At 65.1% G+C, this 19,617-nt stretch carries 15 protein-coding genes; 13 read left to right on the forward strand and 2 right to left on the reverse strand.

Going from position 1 to position 19,617, the window contains the following annotated elements; all coding sequences use genetic code 11:
* Nucleotides 1-56: 56 nt before the first annotated feature.
* Nucleotides 57-455, reverse strand: a complete 399-nt coding sequence (locus HAP40_RS12715) for a 5-carboxymethyl-2-hydroxymuconate Delta-isomerase (RefSeq protein ID WP_166817478.1) — start codon at nt 453-455, stop codon at nt 57-59.
* A gap of 44 nt (nt 456-499) precedes the next feature.
* Nucleotides 500-1,306: a 2-oxo-hept-4-ene-1,7-dioate hydratase gene (gene hpaH, locus HAP40_RS12720; protein WP_166817477.1), complete on the reverse strand. Its 807-nt coding sequence runs from the start codon at nt 1,304-1,306 to the stop codon at nt 500-502.
* 110 nt (nt 1,307-1,416) lie between these two features.
* Between hpaH and hpaR the strand changes: the two genes are divergently transcribed.
* The 13 genes from hpaR (at nt 1,417) to HAP40_RS12785 (ending at nt 19,544) form a co-directional block, all read left to right on the forward strand.
* Entirely contained in the window at nt 1,417-1,947 is a 531-nt protein-coding gene (hpaR, locus tag HAP40_RS12725) for a homoprotocatechuate degradation operon regulator HpaR (protein WP_166817476.1), read from the forward strand.
* 293 nt (nt 1,948-2,240) lie between these two features.
* Nucleotides 2,241-3,386, forward strand: coding sequence for an ABC transporter substrate-binding protein (locus HAP40_RS12730; protein ID WP_166817475.1), 1,146 nt, complete (start codon nt 2,241-2,243; stop codon nt 3,384-3,386).
* A gap of 81 nt (nt 3,387-3,467) precedes the next feature.
* Nucleotides 3,468-4,340 (forward strand): branched-chain amino acid ABC transporter permease, encoded by an 873-nt coding sequence (locus HAP40_RS12735; RefSeq protein WP_014496848.1) that lies wholly within the window; start codon nt 3,468-3,470, stop codon nt 4,338-4,340.
* Nucleotides 4,337-6,115, forward strand: a complete 1,779-nt coding sequence (locus tag HAP40_RS12740; RefSeq protein WP_166817474.1) for an ABC transporter permease subunit — start codon at nt 4,337-4,339, stop codon at nt 6,113-6,115. Before HAP40_RS12735 ends, HAP40_RS12740 begins: the two co-directional genes overlap by 4 nt.
* Nucleotides 6,115-6,843: an ABC transporter ATP-binding protein gene (locus HAP40_RS12745; RefSeq protein ID WP_166817473.1), complete on the forward strand. Its 729-nt coding sequence runs from the start codon at nt 6,115-6,117 to the stop codon at nt 6,841-6,843. The genes HAP40_RS12740 and HAP40_RS12745 overlap by 1 nt, the downstream gene beginning before the upstream one ends.
* Before the next feature lie 72 nt (nt 6,844-6,915).
* A complete protein-coding gene (locus HAP40_RS12750; protein ID WP_166817472.1) occupies nt 6,916-8,001 on the forward strand; it encodes a malate/lactate/ureidoglycolate dehydrogenase in 1,086 nt (361 codons plus the stop codon).
* A gap of 128 nt (nt 8,002-8,129) precedes the next feature.
* Nucleotides 8,130-8,906, forward strand: coding sequence for an HpcH/HpaI aldolase family protein (locus HAP40_RS12755; RefSeq protein WP_166817471.1), 777 nt, complete (start codon nt 8,130-8,132; stop codon nt 8,904-8,906).
* A gap of 164 nt (nt 8,907-9,070) precedes the next feature.
* On the forward strand, nt 9,071-10,594 hold the full coding sequence (locus HAP40_RS12760) for a UxaA family hydrolase (RefSeq protein WP_166817470.1): 1,524 nt from the start codon (nt 9,071-9,073) through the stop codon (nt 10,592-10,594).
* A 203-nt stretch (nt 10,595-10,797) separates the two neighbouring features.
* A complete protein-coding gene (locus HAP40_RS12765; protein ID WP_166817469.1) occupies nt 10,798-14,067 on the forward strand; it encodes a DUF2126 domain-containing protein in 3,270 nt (1,089 codons plus the stop codon).
* Between the two features lie 27 nt (nt 14,068-14,094).
* Nucleotides 14,095-16,620, forward strand: coding sequence for a circularly permuted type 2 ATP-grasp protein (locus tag HAP40_RS12770; RefSeq protein ID WP_166817468.1), 2,526 nt, complete (start codon nt 14,095-14,097; stop codon nt 16,618-16,620).
* Entirely contained in the window at nt 16,617-17,495 is an 879-nt protein-coding gene (locus tag HAP40_RS12775) for a transglutaminase family protein (RefSeq protein ID WP_166817467.1), read from the forward strand. Before HAP40_RS12770 ends, HAP40_RS12775 begins: the two co-directional genes overlap by 4 nt.
* A gap of 207 nt (nt 17,496-17,702) precedes the next feature.
* Nucleotides 17,703-18,530: a 3',5'-cyclic nucleotide phosphodiesterase gene (locus HAP40_RS12780; protein WP_166817466.1), complete on the forward strand. Its 828-nt coding sequence runs from the start codon at nt 17,703-17,705 to the stop codon at nt 18,528-18,530.
* A 120-nt stretch (nt 18,531-18,650) separates the two neighbouring features.
* A complete protein-coding gene (locus HAP40_RS12785; protein WP_166817465.1) occupies nt 18,651-19,544 on the forward strand; it encodes an alpha/beta fold hydrolase in 894 nt (297 codons plus the stop codon).
* The last annotated feature ends 73 nt before the right edge of the window (nt 19,545-19,617 follow it).

Consider the following 19,617-nt stretch of genomic DNA (forward strand, 5'->3'; position numbering starts at 1 on the left):
GAATTCCTCGACAACGCGCTCAGCAGAACGCGGAGCCCGCGGCGGCTGAGGAAGCGTCAGCCCGCGGGCGCCTGCGCTTTCAGGGCGTCGTGGATGTTGTTGCGCTTCCAGCTGGTGTCCTTGTCGTTGATCTGCATGTCGAACGACAGCGCGAACTTGCTGGCCGCGAAGACGGGATCGAGATGCTTGGAGAGCACCTGGAAGACGTGCTCGCCGGCCTTCTGGCGCGTCGGCAGATCGCGGCCTTCGCCGATGCGCAGCACCATGTCGAGAAAGCCGTAGTCCTGCCGGTTGTCGGCGATCGCATAATGCTCGCAGCGAATGGCGCGAACGCGAATGCCGCCGAGCGGGAAGATGCCGGTCTCGATCGCCGCCTTGCGCACGACTTCGCAGACCAAGGCCATGTCGAGGCGGCCGTCGAGATTGGCGGAATATTCGATGGTGAAATGCGGCATCGCGGTTTCACTCCCTTTCTTCTTGTTCGCCAAGCGAATTGTTGTCAGGCGAAGTAGCAGCTCACCGAGCCGTAGGCGCCATAGTCGGCCTGAATTGTGTCGCCCTTGCGGGTCTCGATCGGGCGGATGAAGGAGCCGGCGAGCACGACCTGTCCGGGCTCGAGAGCGAGCCCAAGCGGCGCGATCTTGTTGGCGAGCCAGGCAACAGCGGTGGCGGGATGATTGAGAACACCAGCGGCAAGGCCGGTTTCCTCGAGCTGGCCGTTCTTGAAGCACAGCGCACCGATCCAGCGCAGATCAGCATCAAGCGGGCGGATCGGCCGCCCCCCGAGCACGATGCCGGCATTGGCCGCATTGTCGGCGATGGTGTCGAAAATCTTTCGCGTCGCCTTGGTCTTGGGGTCGACGCGTTCGATGCGCGTGTCCAGAATCTCCAGCGCCGGCACGACGAAGTCGGTGGCGTTGAGGACGTCGAACAGCGTGCAGTCGGGTCCCGAAAGGCGCTTGCTCATGACGAAGGCAAGCTCGGCCTCGACTCGCGTCGCGATGAAGCGTTCGGTCGGCACCAGCCCGCCATCGGCGAAGAACATGTCGTCGAGCAGCACGCCGGAATCCGGCTCGTCGATGTTGAGCGCGCTCTGCATCGCCTTCGAGGTCAGGCCGATCTTGTGGCCTCTGACGAGGCGCCCTTCCGCAATCTTGACGTCGACCCACGCTTTCTGAATCGCGTAGGCATCGGTGATGGTGATGTCAGGAAAGTCCTGCGAGAGCTGCCGGATCTGGGTGCGGGTCTTCTCCGCCTGGTGCAGACGCCTCGCGCAAGCTTGGATATCGTCGTTGGAAAGCGCCATTTGTGATCTTACAAATCGGGGTGCCCCGAGATGCTTAACATGTTAAGTGAATGCGTCAAACACAATTCGGCTTGCTGCACCGCAAACGTCTTGCGGCTTGAAAGGGCGCCATGACCAAGAAATCCGCCGATCCCTCCAACGGAAGCGCGCCTGCCGCAGGACCTGCCGCACGGCAGGTGCCGATGCGCGACTTCTCGCGGTCATTGCCGATGTCGCTGCTGCGGGCGCGCGAGGCGGTGATGCGGCAATTCCGTCCGTCGCTGCGCGAGTACGGCTTGACCGAGCAGCAATGGCGCATCCTGCGGGCGCTGGCAGCCATCGAGGCGGTCGAGGTCACGGAACTCGCGCGCACCGCGTTCCTGCTCGGCCCGAGCCTGTCCCGCATCCTGCGTGACCTCGAGGCACGCAACCTGATCGAGCGCGAGACGGCGAAAACGGACCAGCGCCGCAGCATGGTCTCGATCTCGAAAGAGGGCGTGAAGCTGATGGCCTCCGTGGCGCCGACGTCGGAGGCGATCTATGCGGAGATCACGCGGCGCTTCGGCGCGCGCAAGCTTGCCGAGTTGCAGGAGATGCTCGGTCAGTTGGAGTTGTGCTTGGCTCCCACCCACGCGAGTGATGACATGGCGGATGAAGCGTGACGGCAAATTTGCATGATGACGTTCCTGCTGCGCATGACTGACATCATTGCACAGCGTGGGGCAGAGCGCGCGACGCCAAATGCACAAAAAGCCCGTAAAAAATAGCCGAAAATGGATCGCCGCAACAGGTGTTAGTCATCTTCGGGCGTGCGTTCTCCGCGCTTGGTGGATGCCATCTCAATATCAATTTACTCACGCCGGGAGAATCCGTAAGTAGCATCCGGCTCTGTATTCAGTCACACAGCCAAGACCAAGAAGGGCCGACAAGGATGCCCGGCTCCAGGGAGGAATGAATGAAACTGACGAGACGCGATTTTGCAGCCGGAATTGCTGCCGGCATTGCCGCGCCGTACCTCATCAAGAGCGCACGCGCCCAAGGCGCCACGATCAAGATCGGCATGTGTGCGCCCGTCACGGGGCCGGCCGCTGAATCCGGCGGCTACGCCATCAAGGGTGCCAGGCTCGCGCTCGAAGCCGTCAACAAGGCCGGCGGTATCCTGGGAAAGCAGGGCGAGCTGATCGTCGAAGACGACCAAACCACCAATCCCGGCATTGTGCTCGCTTTCTCCAAGCTCGCCGCGCAGTCCGACATCGTCGGGTTCCTCGGCTCGATCCGTTCGACACAGGTGCATGCGATGGCGCCCGACGTGATCAAGCTCGGCAAGCCCGTGATGATCGGCGGCACCGATCCGAACCTCACCCACATGGGCAATCAGTGGCTGTTCCGCTGCCGCCCCAATGACAGCTATTCCGGCCGCGTCATCGCCGAATACGGCGTCAACACGCTGGCCAAGAAGAAGTGGGCCGTGCTGCACTCGACCGACGCGTTCGGCACCGCCGGCGGCAAGGCGCTGACTGAAGCGCTGACCAAGCTGGGCGCGCCGCCGGTGCTCGATCAGGGCTACGCCAACCAGAGTCAGGATTTCACCCCGGTCGTGCTCGCAATCAAGCAGTCGGGCGCCGACATCCTCGGTTCCTACTTCACCTTCGAGAACGACCTCGGCATCTTCGCCCGCCAGCTCCGTCAGCTCGGCGTCAACATCCCGTGGGTCGGTTCGCCCTCGATCGTCAACATCACCGCGCTGAAGCTCGCAGGTCCCGCGCTATACAACACCTATGGCGTTGCCGACTATGCCGAGGATTCCAGCGAAGGCTCGAAGGCGTTCGGCAAAATCTACCGCGACGCGGTCAAGGTCGCGCCCGACAACCAGAGTTCCTGGACCTTCGACGCCATCAACGTGCTGGCGCAGGGCATCAACAAGGCCGGCACGACCGAGCCCGGCAAGGTCCGCGAGGCCATCCTCGCGATCAAGAAGTTCCCGGGCGCCGAGGGCGAATACAATTTCGATCAGAACGGTGACGGCCTCCACGGCTACAACATCGTGAAGAACGACAAGGGCAAGATCGTTTTCGACAAGCACATCGAGTTCAACGACTGACGTTGAAACGACCTCCCCGCCGGGCGGGGAGGTCGAAACGTCTTTCATTGGACGAATCTGACCTCCAACAGAACGCTTGTCATGGATCTCGCCCTACAACTCCTGTTTACCGGCATCGGTATCGGTGCCGTCTACGCGCTCGTCGCGCTCGGCTTCGTGCTGATCTTCCGTGCCACCAACGTGGTGAATTTCGCCCAGGGCGAGTTCTCCATGGTCGCGGCCTATCTGATGGTCGTCGCGATCGAAGCCGGTCTGCCCTATTGGGCGGCATTCATCGTCGCGCTGCTCGGCATGGCGTTGCTCGGTGTCATCTTCAATCTCGGTGTCTACTATCCGCTGCGCCATCGCACCTATCTGCCTGTGATCATCGCCACCATCGGCGCCTCGATCCTGCTGGCGAACTCCGTGCTCGCGATCTACGGCCCGCAGCCACAGGTGCTGGAAGGCTGGTTTGAGACGCCGGGCATCCAGGTCGGTCCGGTCTATCTCGACAGCCAGTACCTCCTGATCATCGGCGTCACGATCTGTCTGGTGATCTTCAATTTCTGGTTCTTCGAGAAGACGCTGCTCGGCAAGAAGCTGCAGGCGACCTCGCAGGACAAGGAGATGGCCTCGCTGCTCGGCATTTCCGTCTCCACCATGATCATGATCACCTTCATCTATTCGGCCGTGCTCGGTGGTCTGGCCGGCATCCTCGTCGCACCGGTGCTGTTCGTCTCGATCCAGATGGGCTCGACAATCGCGCTGAAGGCGTTCGCTGCCACCATCATCGGCGGCTTCGGCGACGTCGCCGGTGCCATCATCGGCGGCCTTGCGCTCGGCGTGATCGAGACGTTTGGCGCCGCCTATGTCTCGGTGCCGTATAAGGACGGCTTCGCCTTCCTGGTGCTGATCGCCTTCCTGATCTTCCGACCGCAGGGCATCTTCGGCGAACGCGTGGCGGAAAAAGCATGAGCGCCCCCAGCGACAACATGCCGATTCCGGCGCCCGCCATCCATTCGAAGCCGCTGCTCGTCCGGCACCTGCCATATTTCATCGGCGCCGCGATCATCGTCGCGCTCGCCGCGACCATGCGCTTCGACGGATACGTCCACAACATCCTGCTGCAGGCCACCACGTTCTCGATCGCGGTGTTCGGGCTTTCGGTCGTGCTCGGCCTGTGCGGCCAGATCAATCTGGCGCAGGCCGCGTTCTTTGGGCTCGGTGCCTATGCCGTCGGCATCGGCACGACGGATCTGCATGTCAGCTTCTGGCTCTGTCTCGTCGGCGGCTGCCTGATCTCGTTGTTGGCGGGCGCATTCCTCGGCATGTCGACATTGCGGCTCGGCGGTCACTATCTCGCAATGGTGACGATCTCGTTCCAGCAGATCGTCACGCTTGTGATGATCAACGCGATCTGGCTGACGCGCGGTCCCGACGGCGTTCCCAACATCAAGCGTCCGGAGCTGTTCCAGTCATCGCAGAGCTATCTGGCCTTCTGCGTCGCGATGCTGGCGATCGTCGGTTACCTCGTCTGGCATCTCGCCGATACCAAGCTCGGTCGCGCCATGCGCGCGGTGCGCGACAACGAGCTTGCGGCGGGCGTCAACGGCATCGACGTCTTCCGTACCAAGATCTACGCCTTCGCGCTCTGCGCGCTGCTCGGCGGTCTCGCGGGCGGTTTGTTCGCCGGCGGCTTCGCTTATGTCAGCCCCGATCAGTTCTCCTTCGCAGAATCGATCGTGTTCCTGACCATGTCGCTGCTCGGCGGCGTGGCCTCGCCGATCGGCTCGACGATCGGCACGGGCCTGCTGATTCTGATTCCGGAATGGCTGCGCTTCCTCAAGAGCGTACCGGGCCTGTACCTCGCCATCTACGGCCTGTTCGTGATCCTGATCATCCGCTTCATGCCCGACGGCATCTGGGGTTTTGTCGCCGATGCCTTCACGCGCTGGCGCGCCAAGACCAAGGCACCGCCCGCCGCGGCCGCGTTGCAGTTGAGGCCGGCGACCGTCGGCGGCGACACCGTGCTGGAAGTCACGGGTCTGTCGAAGCACTTTGGGGGTCTCAAGGCCGTCGATGGCGTCGATATCGCCGTGAAGCGCGGCGGCGTGCATGCGCTGATCGGGCCCAACGGCTCGGGTAAGACCACCACGCTCAACGTGCTGTCGGGTCTCTATGAGGCGACCGCAGGCAGGATCGTGCTGGATGGTACCGACATCACCCACATGCCGCCGCATCAGCGTACGGCTGCGGGCCTCGGGCGCACGTTTCAGAACATCCGCCTGTTCCGTTCGATGACCGCGCTGGAGAACGTCGAGATCGGCGCGGAGCGGCCCGGCAACACCATGGTCGGGAAGGGCGACGACGCCCTGACCGAGCGTGCGATGGAGGCACTCACCTTCGTCGGTCTCGGCAACCGCGCCAACGAGCTGATCTCGAGCTTCTCCTACGGCCATCAGCGCCTGATCGAGATCGCGCGTGCACTTGCCTCGAACCCGACGCTGCTGCTGCTCGACGAGCCCGCGGCGGGCCTCAATTCGACCGAGAAGCTGGAACTGCACGAGTTGCTCAAGCGCATCGCGGCGCAGGGCCTGACCATCCTGATCATCGACCACGACATGACGCTGGTCTCGGAAGCGGCCCAGCACATCACCGTGCTCAACTTCGGACGCCGCATCGCGGACGGCGAATCCATGGCCGTGCTGCGTCATCCCGACGTCGTCTCCGCCTATCTCGGGAGCGAATGATGCCGTTGCTCGAAATCCGCAACCTTGTCGTACGCTACGGCGAGATCGAAGCGCTGCGCGGCGTGACCTGCGCCGTGGAGCAGGGGCAGGTGGTGACGCTGCTCGGCGCCAACGGCGCTGGCAAGTCCACAACCCTGCGCGCCATCTCCGGCCTTGCCAAGCCGACCTCCGGCGACATTCTGTTCGACGGCAGGTCGATCGCGGGCCTCGGCCCCGAGGCGATCGTCCGCATGGGCATCAGCCACGTGCCTGAGGGACGCCGCGTCTTCCCGGGTTTGACAGTGAAAGAGAACATCATGCTCGGCGCGTCCAACCGCCGGGCGCCGACCTCGGAGATCTCGCGCGAGGCCGATGCGATGTTCGACCTGTTCCCGGATATCCGCAAATTCACCAATGCACTCGGCTGGACACTGTCCGGCGGTCAACTCCAGATGGTGGCGGTCGCGCGCGGGCTGATGGCCAAGCCGCGGCTGTTGCTGCTGGACGAGCCTTCGCTCGGCCTTGCGCCCGTGATCGTGCAGGCGGTGTTCAAGATCATCTCCGAGATCCGCCGCAACACGACCGTTCTGCTCGTCGAGCAGAATGCGCGCATGGGCCTGTCGGTGGCCGATTACGGCTATGTGCTGGAGACTGGCCGCATCGTGCTCGGCGGCAAGCCCGACGAGCTCTGGGGCAACGAAGCTATCCGTGCCGCCTATCTTGGCGGCCATGCCAAGGTGAGTGCTTAGCGCATGATCCGGAAAAGTGTGCAGCGGTTTTCCGAGAAGATCATGCGCGAACAATAACCGGGAGCTCAGTTCATGGTCACGATCCAAGTGCAGAACCTCATCGATTTCGTCGGCGAGGTCTTCGGTCACGCCCAGTCCTCCCCGGAGGAGGCGAAACGGATCGCGACTTATCTCACCACGGCGAATCTCACCGGTCACGACAGCCACGGCGTGATCCGCGTGCCCGTCTACATCCGCTGGCTGAAGACGGGCTTCGTGGTCCCGAACCAGACCGCGGAGGTCGTGGTCGACACGCCCTCGCTCGCTGTCGTCGACGGCAAGTTCGGCTATGGCCAGACCGTGACGCCGCAGGCGGTCCGGATCGGCATCGAGAAATGCAAGAAGGCGGGCCTCGCTGCTGTTGCACTGCGCAATGCCGGCCATATCGGTCGCGTCGGTGACTGGGCCGAGATGGCGGCCGCCGAGGGCCTCGTGTCCGTGCATTTCGTCAATGCCGCAGGCTCGCTGTTGGTGGCGCCGTTCGGTGGCGTCGAGAAGCGGCTCTCCACCGCGCCCTACTGCGTCGGTATCCCACGCGACGGCCAGGACCCGATCGTGCTGGATTTTGCGACCTCGGTCGTGGCCGAAGGCAAGGTGCTGGTCGCAAGCCGCGGCGGCAAGAAGCTGCCGAAGGGCGCGCTGGTCGATTCCGACGGCAGCCTGAGCGAGGATCCGGTCGTGCTCTACGGGCCGTTCACGCCGGACGGACCGCGCGATCACACCAAGGGAACGGGCGCCATTCGCGCCTTTGGCGACCACAAGGGCTCGGGCCTCGCCTTCATGTGCGAGCTGCTTGGCGGCGCGTTGACCGGAACCGGGGCCACCTCAAGCGGCCGCCGCTTCGCCAATGGCATGCTGGCGTTCTACGTCGATCCGAAGGTGATCGATACCTCCCATGTGTTCGATGCAGAGGTGTCGCGCTACACCGATTTCATCCGCGCCACCAAGCCGATGGCGGGGGTCGACCAAGTGCTGATTCCGGGCGATCCGGAGCGGAAAACCCGCGCTGAGCGCACCAAGAACGGCATCCCCTTGCCGGATGACACTTGGGCGGCGATAGTGAACACCGCCCGCGAGGTCGGCGTCAGCGAAGTCAGCATCCAGAGGGCGACCGCATAGGTCTTGCGTCATTGCGAGCGTAGCGCAGCGGCCCGGTTCGCGGTAACAGCTGGTCGTGCCGACGCGGCGCTCGTCATGGTGACGATGGCCCAAAGAACGCGGTCCAAACAACAAAGAAGGAAGGCAACGTGGCGAACAAGGTCAAGGAAATCTGGAAGTCGGGCAAGGCCGTGGTCAACGCGTGGCTCGCAATTCCCTCGGGCTTCTCGGCCGAGATGGTCGCGCAATGCGGCTTCGACAGCGTCACCGTCGACATGCAGCACGGCGTGCAGGACTATCTGTCGATGGTCCAGTGCTTCCAGGCCATGGACAAGCATCCGGTCACCCCGATGGTCCGCGTGCCCTGGAACGAGCCCGGCATCATCGGCAAGGTGCTCGACGGCGGCGCCTATGGCGTGATCTGCCCGATGGTCAACACGGCGCAGGAAGCGAAAAACCTCGTCTCCTATTCCAAGTATCCGCCGCAGGGTGTCCGCTCCAACGGCCCGATCCGTGCCGGCATGTATGGCACCGCCGGCTCCTACCAGAAGACCGCGAATGCCGACACCATCCTGCTGCCGATGATGGAAACGAAGACCGCGGTCGAGAACATGGAAGCGATCCTCGACGTCGAAGGCATCGACGGCGTCTATATCGGCCCGTCCGATCTCGGCTTCTCCTACGGTCTCGAACCCAAGCTCGACCGCAGCGAGCCGGAGATCCTCGCGATCTACGAGAAGATCATCAAGGAATGCGGCAAGCGCGGCCTCAATCCGGGCATCCATTGCAGCGGCGCCGAAGGCGCAGCGCGCGCCATCAACATGGGCTTCAAGCTGGTGACGCTGTCGAACGAGGTCGGCTTGATGACGACCTACGCCAAGATGCAGGTGAACGCGACCCGCAAGGATTCCGGCGGGAAGGCTTGAGTACATTCTCTGTGTCCCGGATGCGGCGCAGCATGCAGTGCCGCTCCGCAGAGCCGGGACCCAGAAGCCAGCGAAGCACATGACGTAACACCAGGCCCCGGCTCAGCAGCGCACCGTTTCACGCTGCGTCCGGGGCACGATAGTTTCGATATAGGAGACCCGCCATGACCATCAGCCCCGTCATCCGCCTGCATCCCGATGATGGCGTGCTGATCGCGCGCGCGAGCCTGCCGCCGGGCGCGGTGGTGGCCGACGGCGTGACCACGGTCGAGCGCATTCCCTCCGGCCACAAGGTCGCGATCAAGCCGATCGCCGTGGGCGAGCCGATCAAGCGCTACGGCCAGATTATCGGCTTTGCGACCCAAGCCATCGCGCCTGGCCAGCACGTGCACGTGCAGAACTGCGGCATGGGCGATTTCTCCAAGGACTATGCCTATTGCGCCGACGTCAAGCCGACACCGAACTTCGACCTGCCGGCGACCTTCGAAGGCATCCGCCGCCCGGACGGCCGCGTTGCCACGCGCAACTATATCGGCATCCTCACCTCGGTGAATTGCAGCGCGCATGTCGCGAGCCTCGTCGCCGACGTCTTCAAGAAGAATCCTTTCACCGGCGACAATCCGCTCGCTGACTTTCCAAATGTCGATGGCGTGGTCGCGCTGACCCACAAGACCGGCTGCGGGATGACGCAGAACGAGCCGCTGGCGCTGCTCCGCCGCACGCTCGGCGGCTACGCGCGGCACGTCAACTTCTCCCACGTGATCGTGCTCGGACTCGGCTGCGAGGTGAACCAGATCGGCGGCCTGATGGAAGAGCAGAAGCTCGCCGGCCGCCTGCGGGCGATGGACATCCAGGAGGTCGGCGGTACCCGCAAGACGGTGGAGGCGGGCATCGCCTTCGTGCGCGAGGCGCTGGCCGATGCCAACAAGGTGCAGCGTGAAACGGTGCCGGCGAGCGAGCTGACCGTGGCGCTGCAATGCGGCGGCTCGGACGGCTATTCCGGCGTATCGGCCAATCCCGCGCTGGGTGCGGCGAGCGATCTCATCGTGCGCCATGGTGGCACCGTGATTTTGTCGGAGACGCCGGAGACCTACGGCGCCGAGCATCTGCTGACGCGCCGGGCTGTCAGCCGCGAGGTCGGCGAGAAGCTGGTCGATCTCATGCGCTGGTGGGACGAATACACCGAGCGTGAAGGTGCCGAGATGAACGCCAATCCGAGTCCCGGCAACAAGGCCGGCGGTCTCACCACCATTCTCGAAAAGTCGCTCGGCGCGATGGCGAAGGCAGGCACCACCAATCTCGTCGACGTGCTCCGTTACGCCGAGCCGGTGACCAAGCGCGGCTTCGTGTTCATGGACACGCCCGGCTACGATCCGGTCGCAGCCACCGGTCAGGTCGCCGGCGGCGCCAATCTCGTCTGCTTCACGACGGGGCGCGGCAGCGTGTTCGGCTGCAAGCCCGCGCCCTCGATCAAGCTCGCGACCAACACGCCGATGTACAAGCGCATGGAAGAGGACATGGATGTCAATTGCGGCACCATCCTCGAAGGCGAGGAGAGCGTCGAGCAGTGTGGCCAGCGCATCTTCGAACTCATCCTGAAGACGGCCTCGGGCCAGCCGACCAAGAGCGAGAGTTTCGACTTTGGCGGCGCCGAGTTTGCGCCCTGGGTGCTGGGCGCGACGATGTGAGACAATCGTCATTCCGGGGCGATGCGAAGCTTCGAACTATGGTGCGCAATTGCGCACCTGAGGTCTGGTCATTCGGACCATCCCGGAATGACGGCCGGGGAGATATGGCGCTTCCGCAATGGGCAGGCACTGCCCGTTGTTAGTGCTTGATCGAGGTCACCAGCGGTGTTCTGCTCAAAAAAGCTGCTGGAGCACCGCACCCCGTGTCGATCTACGTCGCATTACATCACGTCACGCACTACAAATACGACCGTCCGATCGACCTTGGCCCGCAGACCATCCGCCTGCGGCCGGCGCCGCATACGCGCACGCCGATCCTGAGCTATTCGCTCAAGGTCACCCCATCCAATCACTTCGTGAACTGGCAGCAGGATCCGCAAGGCAACTGGCTCGCGCGCTATGTCTTTCCGGAGAAGACGACCGAGTTGAAGTTCGAGGTCGATTTCACGGCGCAGATGACGGTGGTCAATCCGTTCGACTTCTTCGTCGAGCCCTACGCCGACAGCTTTCCGTTCGAGTACCCGAAGGATCTGAAGACGGAGCTCGCGCCCTATCTCGAGACCATCAAGCCCGATCGCCTGTTCGCGCAATATCTCGACACGATTCCGCAGGAAGCGCCGAACACCGTCAACTTCCTGGTCGAGCTCAATCGCGAGCTGCAGCAGAAGATCCGCTACATCATCCGCATGGAGCCGGGCGTGCAGACGCCGGAGGAGACGCTCGCCTCCGGCGCTGGCTCCTGCCGCGACTCCGCCTGGCTCTTGATCCAGACGCTGCGTCACCTCGGTCTCGCGGCGCGCTTCGTCTCGGGTTACCTCGTCCAGATCCGTCCCGACATCGATCCGATCGAGGGACCGCCGGAGGTGGAGAGCGACTTCACCGATCTGCACGCCTGGGCCGAGGTCTATCTGCCGGGCGCAGGGTGGATCGGGTTCGATGCGACCTCCGGCATGCTCGCGGGCGAGGGACACATCCCGGTCGCGGCAACGCCGCATTATCGTTCCGCGGCGCCGATTTCCGGCGGTGCCGGCTTTGCCGAGGTCGAGTTCGCCTTCGACATGAGCGTGAAGCGTATCCGCGAGGCGCCGCGCATCACGAGGCCGTTCTCCGACGAATCCTGGGCACGGCTCGACGATCTCGGCGAGCAGGTCGACGGCGATCTTGCTGCGCAGGATGTGCGGCTCACCATGGGCGGCGAGCCGACCTTCGTCTCGGTCGACGATCTCGAAGCCGGCGAGTGGAATACGGAAGCGGTCGGTCCGACCAAGCGTGCGCTCGCTGACGATCTGATCCGCCGATTGCGCACGCGCTTCGCGCCCGGCGGTCTGCTGCATTACGGCCAGGGCAAATGGTATCCCGGCGAGAGCCTGCCGCGCTGGGCCTTTGGCCTGTACTGGCGCAAGGACGGCGTGCCGATATGGAAGAACGCTGACCTTATTGCCAAGATCGAGAACCCGCGGCGGCCCGAGGTCAAGGATGCCGAGGCGTTCATGGAAGGCACCGCGGCGCGGCTCGGCGTCGACCTCGGCTACATCATGCCGGCCTATGAGGATCCCGCCTATTGGCTTCAGAAGGAAGCCGAGCTCCCTGTCAACGTTGACCCCACCGACTCCAAATTATCCGATCCCGAGGCGCGGGTGCGCATGGCGAGGGTGTTCGACCAGGGCCTGAACACGCCGCGCGGCTTCGTGCTGCCGATCCAGCGCTGGAATGCGCCGCCGCGCTGGCGCAGCGAGCGCTGGCCGCTCCGTCGCAATCATCTGTTTCTGATGCCGGGCGATTCACCGCTCGGCCTGCGGCTGCCGATCGGCTCGCTCGGCTACGTGCCGCCCAATCAATATCCTTACATCATCGAGCAGGACCCGATGGAGGCGCGCGCCAAGCTGCCGGTGTTCACGCCGCCGGCGCGGCCGAAATCGCCGCCGCGGGAAGCGCCCGAGAAGCTCAACACGTCCGTCCCGGTCCGCACCGCGATGTCGATCGAAATCCGCGATGGTGTGATCTGCGCCTTCATGCCGCCGGTGGAGCGTATCGAGGATTATCTCGAACTGGTCGCGGCGCTGGAAGCCACTGCCGAGGAGATGCAGCTCCAGGTCCATGTCGAGGGTTATCCGCCGCCGTTCGATCCGCGCATCGAGGTCATCAAGGTGACGCCCGATCCCGGTGTGATCGAGATCAACATCCAGCCGGCGAAGAGCTGGCGCGAGGCGGTCGAGATCACGTCAGGGCTCTATGACGACGCAGCGAAGGTTCGGCTCGGCGCCAACCGCTTCCTGGTCGACGGTCGTCACACCGGCACCGGCGGCGGCAATCACGTCGTGGTCGGCGGCTCCTCGCCGCAGGATTCACCGTTCCTGCGCCGGCCCGATCTGCTGAAGAGCTTGGTCTTGTACTGGCAGCGGCATCCGTCGCTGTCCTACTTCTTCTCCGGCCTGTTCATCGGCCCGACCAGCCAGGCGCCGCGTATCGACGAGGCCCGGCACGACAGCATCTACGAACTCGAGATCGCGCTCTCGCACGTGCCGCCGCCGGGCTATCAGACGCCGCTGTGGCTGGTCGACCGGCTGTTCCGGCATCTGCTCGTCGACATCACCGGCAACACCCATCGCGCCGAGATCTGCATCGACAAGCTCTATTCGCCGGAGGGGCCCACGGGGCGCCTCGGCCTCGTCGAATTCCGCGCGCTCGAGATGCCGCCCGATCCGCGCATGTCGCTGGCGCAGCAGCTCCTGATCCGCGCGCTGATCGCAAAATTCTGGCGCGAGCCGCAACACGGCAAGTTCGTGCGCTGGGGCACCGCGCTGCACGATCGCTTCATGCTGCCTCACTTCATCTGGCAGGATTTTCTTGATGTGCTTTCTGAGTTGAAGCAGTCCGGCTATCCCTTTGAGCCGGAATGGTATCTGGCGCAGCTCGAATTCCGCTTCCCCGCCTTCGGCCGGGTCCATCATGGCGGCGTGACGCTGGAATTGCGCCAGGCGCTGGAGCCCTGGCACGTGCTGGGCGAGGAGGGCTCGGCCGGCGGCACCGTGCGCTATGTCGATTCATCGGTCGAGCGGCTCCAGGTCAAGGCGGAGGGCTTCGTCGAGGGTCGCCACATCGTCACCTGCAACGGCCGCCGCCTGCCGATGACCACGACCGGCCGTTCGACTGAAGCGGTGGCCGGCGTCCGCTTCAAGGCGTGGCAGCCGGCCTCCGGCCTGCACCCGACCATCCCCGTCCACGCGCCCCTGACCTTCGATCTCATCGATAGCTGGAACGGCCGCTCGCTAGGCGGCTGCGTCTATCACGTCGCCCATCCCGGCGGCCGCAACTACGACACCAAGCCGGTCAACACCTATGAGGCCGAGGCGCGGCGGCTGGCGCGCTTCCAGGACCACGGCCATACGCCGGGTCCGGTGCAGCCGCCGCCCGAGGAACGCACAAATGAGTTTCCGCTGACCCTCGACTTGCGGACCTCGCTCCTGCAATGAGTATGATGGTGGGGCAGGGAGAGGCGCATGGCCGAGGGCGCAGCCGAACAGGACGACAGGGCGGGGCAGGCGCAAGGCCAGCGTGAAGGCCGGCGCCGCCTGGCGCAATGGGTCCGCGACTATCGCCGCCTGCCCGGCATTCCCGACGAGTTCCTGGGGCCCGACGGCGCTCCGCGCGCGGTCTGGAGCCGCTTCTTCGATGCCTTCGGCGCGCTTGCACCCGACGAGGCCGAGCGGCGCTTTGCCATGGCGGACCGTCATCTCCGCGAGGCCGGCGTCACCTACCGCGCGCCCGGCGACAGCGCCGACCGGCCGTGGTCGCTCAGTCATCTGCCGCTTTTGATCGACGAGGCCGACTGGCGGCAACTCTCCGCCGGCATCACCCAGCGCGCCGAGCTGCTCGAGCTCGTGCTGCGCGACATCTATGGCGAGGGCCGTCTGGTCGCCGAAGGCGCGCTGCCGGCTGCGGCGATCGCCGGCAGCCCCGAATATCTCCGCCCCGTCTGCGGCGTGCCGCCGCCCGGGGGACGCTATCTGTCGATCTATGCCGCCGATGTCGGCCGCGGGCCCGACGGCCGCTGGTGGGTGCTCGGCGACCGCACCCAGGCTCCCTCGGGCGCGGGTTATGCGCTGGAGAACCGCCTGGTGCTCTCGCGCGCCTTCTCCGATCTCTACAAGTCGATGAACGTGCCGCGCGTCGCGCCGTTCTTCGAGGCGTTCCGCGACAGTCTGCGCGCGCGGGCCGACCGCGACGAGCCGCGCATCGGCGTGCTCACCCCCGGCAGCTTCAGCGAGACCTATTTCGAGCATGCGACGCTGGCGCGCTATCTCGGCTTCCTCCTGGTCGAGGGCGACGATCTCGCCGTCAGCGACGGCCGGATCCACATCCGCACCGTCGCCGGCCTCAAGCGGCTCGACGTGCTGCTCCGCCGCGTCGATTCCAACTCGCTCGATCCGCTCGAGCTCGATGCCTCCTCGCGGCTCGGCGTGCCCGGCCTGATCGACGTGCTGCGCAAGGACGGCGTCGTCGTCGCCAACATGCCGGGCTCGGGCGTGCCGGAGGCGCGGGCGCTGCTCGGCTTCCTGCCGGCGCTCAGCCGCCGCCTGCTCGGCGAGGAGCTGAAGATGCCGCACATCGCGACCTGGTGGTGCGGCCAGCGCGCGGCCCGCGACGAAGTGCTGGCGCGGCTCGACGAGGTCGCGATCGAAGGCGCCTACCGGCGCGGCGTGCCCGGCTTCGACAGCAACGGTCCGGTGCTCGCGAGCGAGCTCGACGCAAGCGACCGCCAGCGCCTGGTCGAGGCCATCACCACGCGCGGCATGGACTATGTCGGCCAGGAGGTGGTGCGGCTCTCGACCATGCCGGTGTGGGAGCAGGGCCAGCTCACGCCGCGCCCCTTCGTGCTGCGCGTATTCGCAGCCGCCACGCCCGACGGCTGGGCCATCATGCCCGGCGGCTTCTGCCGGATCGCCGAGCAGGCCGATGCACGCGCGGTGTCGATGGGCGACGGCGCCCGTGCCGCCGACGTCTGGGTGGTCTCGGACAAGCAGGTCTCGACGGCGACGCTGCTGCCGGCGACCGACAAGGTGCGCATCCGCCGCATCGCCGGCGTGCTGCCGAGTCGCGCCGCCGACAATTTGTTCTGGCTCGGCCGCTATCTCGAACGCGCCGAGGCGACGCTGCGGCTGGTGCGCGCGCTGGGCTCCCCGAGCGGGCCCAACAAGGGCACCGCCGCTTCGCTGCAAGCGGTCGAACGAATCCAGCGCCTTTTGGTCGCCTGGGGCGCGATCTCGCAGACGTCGCGCACGGGGCCTGGCCGCATCGTTGCCGAAGCCTTGCAGAGTCCCGAGCGTTTCGGCTCGGCACTGTCGCTGGTACGCGCGGCCCAGCGCACCGCGACCTCGTTGCGCGAGCGCCTGTCACCCGATGCCTGGCAGGTGATCACCGAAATGGCCGAGCGTCTCGCCTACGAGGTCGAGGACGACGACAGCGTGGTCAGCGCGGCCGAGCTGACCTTGCAGGAGCTGGCGAGCTTCGCGGGGCTTGCGCAGGAGAACATGAACCGCGCCGCCGGCTGGCGCTTTCTCGATATCGGCCGCCGCATCGAGCGCGCCATCAACACCACGCGCTTCACGCGCCAATTCGCCTATGACGAGGCCGGCGACGAGGATCTCGACATCCTGCTGACCCTGGTCGATTGCCAGATCACCTATCGCTCGCGCTATCTGCTGGCGCCGATCCTGGCGCCGGTGCGCGACCTCGCCGTGCTCGACGGCTATAATCCGCGTTCGGTGGCATTCCAGGTGACGACGCTGAACGAGCACGTCGCCGCCCTGCCGAGCCTGAAGGAGCACGGCCTGATCGAGAAGCCGCAGCGGCTTGCCGTGGCGATGCAGGCGATGCTTGCAACGGCGGAGGCCGAGAAGCTCGAGATCAAGATTCTGTTCGCGCTGGAGCAGGATCTGCTCAGCCTCGCCGAGGCGATCGGGCAGCACTATTTCCCGCACGGCCCCAATGCCAGCCGGCCGGAAAAGCTGACGGGGCTGGCGTGATCTACGACATCCGTCACGTCACGACCTACGAATATGAAAGTCCGGTCAGCTTCGCCCGCTGCACGCTGCGGCTTGAGCCGCGAAGCGGCAACGGCCAGGAACTGATCTCGCGCCGTGTCGAGATCCGGCCGCGTCCAACCGAGCGCCACGTCCGCCGCGATTTCTTCGGCACGCTCACCGAGAGCGTGGTGATCGAAGCTGCGCATCGCAACTTACGGATCGATTCACGCTCGCGTGTATCCGTCTTGCGACAGCCGCCGGCACGTGATGCCTCGAGCCCGCCCTGGGAGAGCATTCGCGACATTGCCTTCGAGGCCACGAGCCTCGGGCCATCCTCGCCGGTCGGCTACGTCTTTGCGAGCCCGCTGGTGCCGGTGCTGCATCCGGTCAGCGCCTATGCGGCTTTGAGCTTTGCGCCCGGTGCGGGCATCCTCGCCTGCGCCGTCGATCTCATGCGTCGCATCCGTAGCGAATTTCGCTACGATCCCAAGGCGACGGCGATCTCGACGCCGCTCGGCGAGGTCTTCGACAAGCGTCACGGCGTCTGCCAGGACTTTGCCCATGTGATGATCGCAGGGCTGCGCGGGCTTGGCCTGCCCGCGGCCTATGTCAGCGGATATCTGCGCACCATTCCGCCGCCGGGCCAGGCACGGCTGCAAGGCGCCGACGCCACCCATGCCTGGGTCTCGCTGTGGTGCGGGGCGGAGCTCGGCTGGATCGATTTCGATCCCACCAACGATCTCCTGGTCGCGGGCGACCACATCGTGCTCGCTGTGGGGCGTGATTTTTCCGACGTCTCGCCGGTCGACGGCATCATCGTCGGCTCGCCGAAACAGAAGCTCGGTGTCGCCGTCGACGTGGTGCTGGTGGAATAGTCGCAGGTCCCCCCGCGCCGCTCGCCGGCAGGTGTATCGCATTGCCACCGCAACCGCGATATCGCGGGGCACAATTCAACATATTTCCGTATTTTCGTTCCGGGGTTTGGCCCATCGGCCGAAGATGGGTTATGCTGCCGTGCGCCGAGGATAAGTCGAAACATCGGGAGTTGGCGTGGGACACCACCGACGAGCGGGGCTGCATCCATGATGACGTTACCGAGGCTGGCGGCCGAATCCCTCGAGAAGTTGCTCGGTACGTTCATGCGTCGCCGGTACGACGAGACCTCCGCAAGCATCGTCGAGAGCGCGACCCGGACCGCGATGGAATGCATCGGCAACAGCGATGCGCTCTATCACAACATCGAGCATACGATGCTGGTGACGCTGGCCGGTCATTCCATCCTCAGCGGCCGCAGTCTTCACACGCATCTGTCGGCTGCGGATTACGTCCATGTCCTGATCGCCTGCCTCGCCCACGATATCGGTTATGTGCGCGGCCTGTTCGAGGAGGACGACGTTGACGGCTTCGTGATCGATGCAACCGACACCAAGATCTCGCTGCCGCGCGGCGCGTCGGATGCGAGCCTGATGATGTATCACGTCGACCGGTCCAAGCTCTATGTGACGCGGCGGCTCCGCCATATCCCGGGCCTCGATCCGGAGCGTATTGCCCGCGCCATCGAGGGCACGCGGTTTCCGGCCCGCGAAGGCCAAGACTATGACGACGAGGCCTCGATTCTGCGCGCCGCCGATTTCATCGGCCAGCTCGGCGATCCCAACTATCTGCGCAAGGCCAATGCGCTCTATTACGAGTTCGAGGAGGTCGGCATCAACCGCCAGCTCGGCTACGACTCGCCCGCCGACATCGTGAACCGCTATCCACAATTCTACTGGAACAGCGTCGCACCGCACATCCAGACCGAGATCGGCTACCTCAACAAGACGGAGATCGGCCGGCAGTGGATCGCCAACCTCTACAGCAACGTGTTCCGCGCCGAACGCGACATCGCGCTGTCCGGTCCGCAGAGATAAGTCGGCCTCCGCGGTGCCGTAGCCCGGATGAGCGAAGCGATATCCGGGGCCGGCAGCTCCGCATCCCGGATGTCGCTTCGCTCATCCGGGCTACGAAAACGCAAAATCCCTCGGCAAATCATGCAACAGAAATCCATCACCACCGATGTGCTCGACATCGCCTATCTCGAGGACGGCCCGCCTGACGGCTGGCCCTGCATCATGGGCCACGGCTTTCCCTACGACGCGAACGCCTATGCCGCGACCGCGCCGATCATTGCAAAAGCCGGCGCCCGGGTGCTGGTGCCCTGGCTGCGTGGCTACGGGCCGACGCGGTTTCGCTCACCCGGGACGCTGCGCTCCGGCGAGCAGGCGGCGCTCGGTGCCGATCTCCTGGCCTTCATGAACGCGCTCGGAATCGAGCGCGCGGTCGTCGGCGGCTATGATTGGGGCGGCCGCGCGGCCTGCGTGGTCTCGGCGCTCCATCCGGAGCGCGTGATCGGCCTCGTCTCCGGTAATTCCTACAACATCCAGAACATCGCCCGCGCCATGGAGCCGGCCTCGCCGCCGGAGGAGGCCGCGCTCTGGTATCAATATCTGTTCCATAACGAGCGTGGCCGCCGCGCGCTGGAGCGCAACCGGCGCGGCTTTGCCCGCCAGCTCTGGTCGATGTGGTCGCCGAAATGGGCCTTCGACGACGCCACTTTCGAGCGAAGCGCTGCGTCTTTTGACAATCCTGATTTCGTCGATGTCGTGATCCATTCCTACCGGCACCGCTATGCGCTGGTCGACGGCGACCCCGCCTATGCCGCGATCGAGGCAAAGCTTGCCGCGCAGCCGCCGATCCGCGTCCCGACCATCGCCATCGACGGCGACAGCGACGGCGTCAATCCCGGCACCGCCCATCACGCACGCAAGTTCGAGGGCTTCTTTGAGCGGCGCGTGTTCGCAGGCGCCGGTCACAACCTGCCGCAGGAGCGCCCGGCCGAATGGGCGCGCGCCGTGCTCGACGTTCGGACAACGGCTGAGCAATAAGCCGGTCTCGAGGGCAGGCGTCCCATCGACCCTGCCATCCTTCCGATTTTTCCTGATCCTGGGAACCTTTTCC

Origin of the sequence: Bradyrhizobium sp. 1(2017), from assembly GCF_011602485.2 — a bacterium.
Classification (GTDB): domain Bacteria; phylum Pseudomonadota; class Alphaproteobacteria; order Rhizobiales; family Xanthobacteraceae; genus Bradyrhizobium.

Coding starts and splice junctions, on each gene's coding strand:
- HAP40_RS12760 (WP_166817470.1), top strand. CDS start 9,071: ATGACCATCAGCCCCGTCATCCGCCTGCATCCCGATGATGGCGTGCTG.
- HAP40_RS12715 (WP_166817478.1), bottom strand. CDS start 455: ATGCCGCATTTCACCATCGAATATTCCGCCAATCTCGACGGCCGCCTC.
- HAP40_RS12735 (WP_014496848.1), top strand. CDS start 3,468: ATGGATCTCGCCCTACAACTCCTGTTTACCGGCATCGGTATCGGTGCC.
- HAP40_RS12740 (WP_166817474.1), top strand. CDS start 4,337: ATGAGCGCCCCCAGCGACAACATGCCGATTCCGGCGCCCGCCATCCAT.
- hpaH (WP_166817477.1), bottom strand. CDS start 1,306: ATGGCGCTTTCCAACGACGATATCCAAGCTTGCGCGAGGCGTCTGCAC.
- HAP40_RS12785 (WP_166817465.1), top strand. CDS start 18,651: ATGCAACAGAAATCCATCACCACCGATGTGCTCGACATCGCCTATCTC.
- HAP40_RS12745 (WP_166817473.1), top strand. CDS start 6,115: ATGCCGTTGCTCGAAATCCGCAACCTTGTCGTACGCTACGGCGAGATC.
- HAP40_RS12750 (WP_166817472.1), top strand. CDS start 6,916: ATGGTCACGATCCAAGTGCAGAACCTCATCGATTTCGTCGGCGAGGTC.
- HAP40_RS12780 (WP_166817466.1), top strand. CDS start 17,703: ATGATGACGTTACCGAGGCTGGCGGCCGAATCCCTCGAGAAGTTGCTC.
- HAP40_RS12730 (WP_166817475.1), top strand. CDS start 2,241: ATGAAACTGACGAGACGCGATTTTGCAGCCGGAATTGCTGCCGGCATT.
- HAP40_RS12770 (WP_166817468.1), top strand. CDS start 14,095: ATGGCCGAGGGCGCAGCCGAACAGGACGACAGGGCGGGGCAGGCGCAA.
- hpaR (WP_166817476.1), top strand. CDS start 1,417: ATGACCAAGAAATCCGCCGATCCCTCCAACGGAAGCGCGCCTGCCGCA.